The organism is Endozoicomonas sp. SESOKO2 (assembly GCF_024606245.1).
In the GTDB taxonomy this organism is placed as follows: Bacteria; Pseudomonadota; Gammaproteobacteria; order Pseudomonadales; family Endozoicomonadaceae; genus Endozoicomonas_A.
In genome coordinates, this window is record NZ_JAHHPQ010000633.1 from 1 (window position 1) to 1,359 (window position 1,359).

Below are 1,359 nucleotides of genomic sequence, written 5' to 3' on the forward strand. Positions count from 1 at the left end.
CACATCGAGAATAAGCTTCACTGGAAACTCGATGGTGTGCCACAGGCACACGGACTGGCTGCATAAGGATAATGCAACAGAACTGTGGCTAAGCTTGGGAGGAGATGGTGGTATGGCCCACCGAAGTCTACTGTCGGAAGTCGGCTTCAAACCACTTCAAGCTGCGTGCATTAAGAGTGCTCGTGGTGAGCGTTGAAGAGACGTGCACCGATCAGGTGTGCAGGTGAGGAATGAGAAGACGAGTTATCGAACCCATGATGACGCATCGTAAACCAGAGATTCGACATCAAAAGCCAGCAGCGTCTAAGGTTGGTGATCAATTTACAGGTTGCTCCGAAGGCCGTGTAAGTGGTGTCCGGTGTAAAGTGGGCGTGATCTCATTCCAGGCTCCTCTCAGGAACTGTGGGAACCAGTCGTCAGACTGCCAAGGGAGAAACGCAAGTCATCAAAGTGATAAGCGTGAGAGTACCAATGTCTGGCACTGGGGCGGAACTGCCCGTATTAGTGTAGAAATACTTGTAATGAGTATGGAGCGAAGGGGCAGTGTTAAACGGTATCTGTCGGGTATCCAACTGCGAAAACAGGAGGAGATATCGTGACAGGTACACATCGATTCAACATCGACAAATGGCAAGTCGTCAAAGCCTATCAGTTGGTGAAAGCTAATAAAGGGGCAGCGGGTATTGACAGGGAGTCAATGGCCGAGTTTGAGAAAGACTTAAAGAACAACCTATACAAAATCTGGAACCGCATGACAGCAGGGAGTTACTTCCCTCCTGCTGTCAAAGCGGTCCCCATACCCAAAAAGTCAGGGGGAAAACGGTTACTGGGTATCCCAACGATATCCGACCGAATAGCCCAGATGGTTGCCAAGCTCTATTTTGAGCCTTTGGTAGAATCGTTCTTTCTCAGGGATTCCTATGGGTACAGGCCGGGTAAATCGGCAATTGATGCCATACGTGTTACAAGAAAACGATGCTGGCATCAGGACTGGGTTCTGGAATTTGATATCAAAGGACTGTTCGACAACATTTCACATGAATTGCTGATGAAAGCGGTGAGCAAACACACCCGCTGCAAATGGCTGTTACTCTACGTAGAGCGGTGGCTGAAAGCGCCAATGATCAATGAGAGTGGTGAGTGTATAGAACGTACACAAGGCACACCTCAGGGAGGTGTTATCAGTCCGGTGTTAGCAAATCTGTTTCTCCATTACGTATTCGATAAATGGATGCAGAAGCACTATCCGCATGTGAAATGGTGCAGGTATGCAGACGATGGGCTGGCGCACTGTCGAAGTGAAGAAGAGGCTCAGGGTATGCTGTCGGCACTACGGGACAGGTTTGCAGAATGTGGACT

General features: G+C 49.2%; 2 protein-coding genes. Both read left to right on the forward strand.

Going from position 1 to position 1,359, the window contains the following annotated elements; all coding sequences use genetic code 11:
• Positions 1-196: hypothetical protein (locus tag KDK17_RS15555; protein ID WP_257288468.1), on the forward strand; the 196-nt coding region annotated here is incomplete at its 5' end.
• Between the two features lie 399 nt (positions 197-595).
• A partial coding sequence (gene ltrA, locus KDK17_RS15560) for a group II intron reverse transcriptase/maturase (protein ID WP_257288469.1) occupies positions 596-1,359 on the forward strand: 764 nt, incomplete at its 3' end.